The following is a 5,496-nucleotide window of genomic DNA, read 5'->3' on the forward strand; positions in this document are numbered from 1 at the left end:
TGATCCGGTCCGCTATGCAGAGCCGCCGCGTTATGCCGAATCAGCGTCAAGTTGGCAGGACGAGGCCGTCGCGCTGCCGCCGCCTCCACAGCCGCGCGAGGCATTCCGCCCGCGTTCGGATGCCAGTTCGATCCTGTCGGGCGATTCGGCGCAAGCCGTGCAGGCCGCCTTCAACCGGCTGGCCGATACCGTGCTGTCCCGCGCCACTGGCGACCGCTCGATCGAGGACCTGACGCGCGAATTGCTGCGCGGCATGCTGAAGCAATGGCTGGACGACAATCTGCCCGCGATGGTGGAGCGCATGGTGCGCGAGGAAATCGAACGCGTGGCCCGCAACGGGCGCTGATTGCTGCCGCTGATGTGATCTCCGGCAACGGGATTTAAACAATACGCAAGGACTTGCACGCTAGGGTTTCGCATCGAGAGGGCGGGATCGCATGGCCACGCAAGGGCAGGACAGCCCCGAAGAAAACAAACGGACGGCGCGGCGGCTGCGGGTTCTGAAGCAGGGTAAGATCCTGTTGGCCAACAACCTGAGCATTCTCGACTGCACCGTGCGGGACGTATCCCCGACGGGCGCCAGGCTGATCTGTAGCGATCCTGGCGCCATCCCGAATGACTTCAGGCTTGTTCTCACGGCCGACCGCACCATGCGCGATGTGAAGGTGATGTGGCGCCGTCCCGAACAGGTTGGCGTGGTGTTCACGTCCGAACCGCGAAGGGCACCGCTTCTCAGGTGGTAGCGGCAGGCTGACCGGCTCGGCATCGGCTGTATCCGCGAGTGGCACGCTGCTTGCGACAACTCCTGCTGAAAAGGCCTGGAGTGTCCAAATGGAAGACAACCGCAAGACAACCCGCATGAAGCGTCTCAAAGAGGGACGCGTGGTGTTCAACAACAAGCGCTCGGTGATGAGCTGCGTGGTCCGCGACGCCAGCAAGTTCGGCGCGAGGGTGACGATCGGCGAGCCCTATCTTGTGCCCTTCGAGTTCGACTTCGTGATGGCGGGCGAGGAACCGCGCGCCGCCCGCAAGGTGTGGATCCGCGAGAACGAGATGGGGCTGCAGTTCACCGCCTGAGAGGCTTGTTGCGCGGGGCTCTCCGCTGGTGTTTAAGGCGCGGAAACAGCGCCAACACCGGTTGACATCCCCATGCTCGAGAAGACCTTCACGCCTGCCGAAATGGAAGCCCGGCTCTATGCCGAATGGGAGGCCCGCGGCTTCTTCAAGCCGGGCCGCAAGCCGAAGGCCGAGCCCTATACGATCGTGATCCCGCCGCCCAACGTCACGGGCTCGCTGCACATGGGGCACGCCCTCAACAACACCATCCAGGACATTCTCGTCCGCTTCGAGCGGATGCGCGGGCGCGACGTGCTGTGGCAGCCGGGCACCGACCATGCGGGCATCGCAACGCAGATGGTGGTGGAGCGCCTGCTGCAGAAGGAAAACGGCACCGACCGCCGCACCATGGGCCGAGAGGCCTTCCTGAAGCGCGTTTGGGAGTGGAAGGAAGAGTCGGGCGGCACCATCTCGCGCCAGCTTCGCCGTCTGGGTGCGTCATGCGACTGGTCGCGCGAGCGCTTCACCATGGACGAGGGCCTGTCGAAGGCCGTGCTCAAGGTCTTCGTGCAGCTCTACAAGGACGGGCTCATCTACAAGGACAAGCGGCTGGTCAACTGGGACCCGAAGCTGCTGACCGCCATCTCTGACCTCGAAGTGGTGCAGAAGGAAGTAAAGGGCAGCCTCTGGTATCTCCGCTATCCCATCGAAGGTTCCGATGAATCCATCGTGGTCGCCACCACGCGGCCCGAGACGATGCTGGGCGATTCCGGTGTCGCCGTTCACCCCGAGAACGAGAATTTGAAGCATCTCATCGGCAGACAAGTGCGCCTGCCTCTGGTGGGCCGCCTCATCCCCATCGTGGGTGACGACTATGCCGATCCCGAGAAGGGCACCGGTGCGGTGAAGATCACGCCCGCGCATGACTTCAACGACTTCGACGTCGGCAAGCGCAACAATCTCCGCCAGATCAACATTCTCGACCAGTTCGGCAAGGTGCTCATCGAGGGCAATGCCGAGTTCATCGAAGGTGCCGATGTTCCGACCGCGACGATGGCGCTGCATGGCCTCGACCGCTTCGAGGCGCGCAAGCGCATCGTCGCCATGTTCGAGGAACTGGAACTGCTTGAGAAGATCGAGCCGCATGTGAACCAGGTGCCGCATGGCGACCGTTCGGACGTGGTGATCGAGCCGTGGCTCACTGAGCAATGGTATGTGAACGCCGCCGAACTGGCGAAGCCCGCCATTGCCGCAGTGGAGAAGGGCGATACCGCCTTCGTCCCGAAGAACTGGGACAAGACCTATTACGAATGGATGCGCAACATCCAGCCGTGGTGCATCTCGCGCCAGCTGTGGTGGGGGCATCAGATTCCAGCGTGGTATGGGCCGGACGGCACGGTGTTTGTCGAGGAAACCGAAAACCTCGCTCTCGGCGCCGCCACCCGTCACTATGGCAGCCGCGTCAATCTAACGCGCGACGAGGACGTTCTCGACACGTGGTTCTCCTCCGCGCTGTGGCCGTTCTCCACGTTGGGCTGGCCGGACGAGACGCCGGAACTGAAGCGGCACTACAAGACGGACGTGCTCGTCACCGGCTTCGACATCATCTTCTTCTGGGTCGCCCGCATGATGATGATGGGGCTGCACTTCATGAAGGAAGTGCCGTTCCACACGGTCTATATCCACGCGCTGGTCCGCGACGAGAAGGGCCAGAAGATGTCGAAGTCGAAGGGCAACGTCATCGACCCGCTCGAATTGATCGACGCCTATGGCGCCGACGCGCTGCGCTTCACGCTGTCCGCAATGGCCGCACAGGGGCGCGACATCAAGCTGTCGAAGCAGCGGGTGGAAGGCTACCGCAACTTCGGCACCAAGCTGTGGAACGCCGCGCGCTTCGCCGAGATGAATGGCGTGGCGCGTGACTTCAGTTACGATCCCGTGGCGGCGCGCGTCACCGTCAACCGCTGGATCGCGGGCGAGGCGGTGCGTACCGAGCGCGCGGTGAAGACCGCACTCGAGGACTACAAGTTCAACGAGGCGGCGGCAGCACTTTACCAGTTCGTGTGGAACGTGTTCTGCGATTGGTATCTCGAACTGATCAAGCCGATCCTCACCGGAACCGACGAGGCCGCGAAGGCCGAGACGCGCGCCAGCACGGCCTGGGTGATGGACCAGATCCTGCTTCTGCTCCATCCTTTCATGCCCTTCGTCACGGAAGAACTGTGGCAGCAGACGGCGGCGCGCAAGCACTGGCTGATCGAATCCGACTGGCCGGTCTACATGGGCCTGGGCGATGCTTCGGCCGACGCCGAGATGGAATGGGTGATCCGCCTCATTTCCGAAGTCCGCTCGGTGAGGGCCGAGATGAACGTGCCGGCGGGCGCCAAGATCGCCTGCGTGATCGTGAGTGCCGGCAGTGAGACAAGGCGGCGTGCGGCGGGCTGGGAAGCCGAGATCATGCGGCTGGCCAGGCTCTCCTCCATCTCGTTCGAAGACGAGGTGCCTAAGGCTTCAGCGCAGATCGTGCTGGAGGAGGCAACCATCGCGCTTCCGCTCGAAGGCGTCATCGATTTCGGCGCCGAGAAGACACGCCTCAACAAGGAACTCGAAAAGATCGCCAAGGACACCGCGCAGATCGACGGCCGCCTCAACAACCCCGGCTTCGTCGCCAAGGCCCCGCCGGAAGTGCTGGACGAAAGCCGCGAGCGCAAGGCCGAGCTTGAGGCACGGAAGGCCAAGGTGACGGAAGCGCTGGGGCGGCTGGGGTGACATTTCCTTCTCCCGCCTTGGCGGGAGAAGGTGCCCGCAGGGCGGATGAGGGCTGCATGGCGATGCCGTGCGGTCTGTCCCTGCGGCACCACCGCAATGCGTTCGTATCGCAGCCCTCATCCGTCGCTTCGCGCCACCTTCTCCCAAGCTGGCTTGGGAGAAGGGGAGTGCTTTGATGCTGTTTACTCAACCAGTTGGAAGTCGCCGGGCTTCCAGGTCTTGTTGAACCAGGGTTCCAGCGGGCCGTAGAGGCGGAGGAGGGAGTTGAAGCCCTTGCCCGGCAGCGTCTGGACCCAGTTGCCTTCCTCGCCCTGCGGCGCTTCAGGGCTGAACCAGATGGTGGCCGAGCCGTCGGCGTTGAGCTTCAGGTCCTTCGACAGGCTGTCGACGCCTGCCGACTTCTGGTTGGTCTCCAGAAGCGAGCGCGTCTGGTTGTCGTAGACGGTGAAGGACCAGAAGTTGTTCGCCGGGATGGGGCCGGGGAGTGTCACCTTGTAGGTCTTCGACCCGTCGAGATAGTTGCCCTTCGAGTCGCGGAAGGCGCCGGCATAGGCCGAGCCCGTGCCGGGCTTCGCATCCGCCATCGCGGGCGTGATGCCGGTGGCGTAGTAGAAGAAGGTCGAGCGCACGTCGAGCATCAGTTCCGCGCCGCTCATGAAGAGGTAGCTGCCGCCGACGAAGGGGTTCAACCACTGGCGGTCGTCATAGATGAAGACGCGCTTGTCGCGCGGCGCCCAGAGGAAGGAGCGCGCTGCGGCATTGCCCAGCGCCACGGCCTCGGTGAGGATCTTCGTCATGCGCTCGTCGGGCGCGAAGGGTTGGCCCTTGCGGATGCCGACGGCGGCAAAGAGGCCGACGGTCTCAGGGCCGACGAAAACCTCCGGCTCGTTCTGCACCACCGCATCGAGCTCGTTGTAGAACTCGAAGGTGTTGCCGCTGATGGTGTTGAACTGCTGGCCCGACGTATTGACGAAGACGGTGGGAGGCGGGTTGGCGGCGGCGGAGAGCGGATAGAGCCTGGCCTTGGCCTTCACGCCATCGACGGCGGCCTTGAGGTTCCCGTCCTTCACGAAGGCGCGGTAGAACATCAGCAGCCGGTTGGTGGGTGACTTGACGATGTGATAGCCGTCCGCGGGCACGTCTCCCGTGTAGCCCGGCGGCAGGAAGAGATACTTGCCGCCCTGGCCCTTGTCCGGCCCGGTGAAGCCGACGTCCGTCACCCAACGGAAATAGGCGTCATCCACTGGCCCCAGAACGTCCGGCGGCACCTCGATGACCATCGGACCGACGGTGAGATTGAGGCAGGAGAAGACATAGGGTGTCGTGGTGTTTGGCGTGAGGAAGAGCGAGCGGGCGTCCATCAGGTCTTCGGTGATGCCAACGCCTTCGTTCTCCTTCACGCCGATCGACGCGACACCACGGCAGGCCGCGTAGACCGATGTGGCGGGCATGCCCTTCATGAAGGTCTCGATGCCGCGCGCGAGATCGAGCTGGTCCAGCGCGAGCTTCACGGTGGCCTCATCGGGCGCGCCAGGGGATGTCCCGTACTCTGTTGAAAATGCCAAGGCTGGCGTCGCTGGTTGAACCTTATGCAGCATCGGCCAAGCGGTCAACTGCATGGGAGGCTGGCTGCTCGGTCCGATGGTTTTGAAGTGCGGCCTTGAGGATTGG

At 63.6% G+C, this 5,496-nt stretch carries 5 protein-coding genes; 4 read left to right on the forward strand and 1 reads right to left on the reverse strand.

Annotated features, from left to right (window positions below; translation table 11 throughout):
* From ACEW8Q_RS02430 to ACEW8Q_RS02445, 4 genes are all read left to right on the forward strand, one after another.
* Positions 1–346 (forward strand): PopZ family protein (locus ACEW8Q_RS02430; protein WP_373502457.1); only part of this gene is annotated, 346 nt, incomplete at its 5' end.
* Between the two features lie 91 nt (positions 347–437).
* Positions 438–743, forward strand: coding sequence for a PilZ domain-containing protein (locus ACEW8Q_RS02435; RefSeq protein ID WP_373502458.1), 306 nt, complete (start codon positions 438–440; stop codon positions 741–743).
* A 115-nt stretch (positions 744–858) separates the two neighbouring features.
* A complete protein-coding gene (locus tag ACEW8Q_RS02440; RefSeq protein ID WP_373502459.1) occupies positions 859–1,077 on the forward strand; it encodes a hypothetical protein in 219 nt (72 codons plus the stop codon).
* Positions 1,078–1,149: 72 nt separating this feature from the next.
* The gene (locus ACEW8Q_RS02445) at positions 1,150–3,825 is read left to right on the forward strand and encodes a valine--tRNA ligase (protein WP_373502460.1); all 2,676 of its coding nucleotides are present in this window, start codon (positions 1,150–1,152) and stop codon (positions 3,823–3,825) included.
* Positions 3,826–4,007: 182 nt separating this feature from the next.
* On the opposite strand, the gene ACEW8Q_RS02450 is transcribed toward ACEW8Q_RS02445, so the two are convergent.
* A complete protein-coding gene (locus tag ACEW8Q_RS02450; RefSeq protein WP_373502461.1) occupies positions 4,008–5,336 on the reverse strand; it encodes a DUF1254 domain-containing protein in 1,329 nt (442 codons plus the stop codon).
* Between the last annotated feature and the right edge of the window lie 160 nt (positions 5,337–5,496).

It is taken from the genome of Aestuariivirga sp. (assembly GCF_041738905.1).
GTDB lineage: Bacteria > Pseudomonadota > Alphaproteobacteria > Rhizobiales > Aestuariivirgaceae > Aestuariivirga.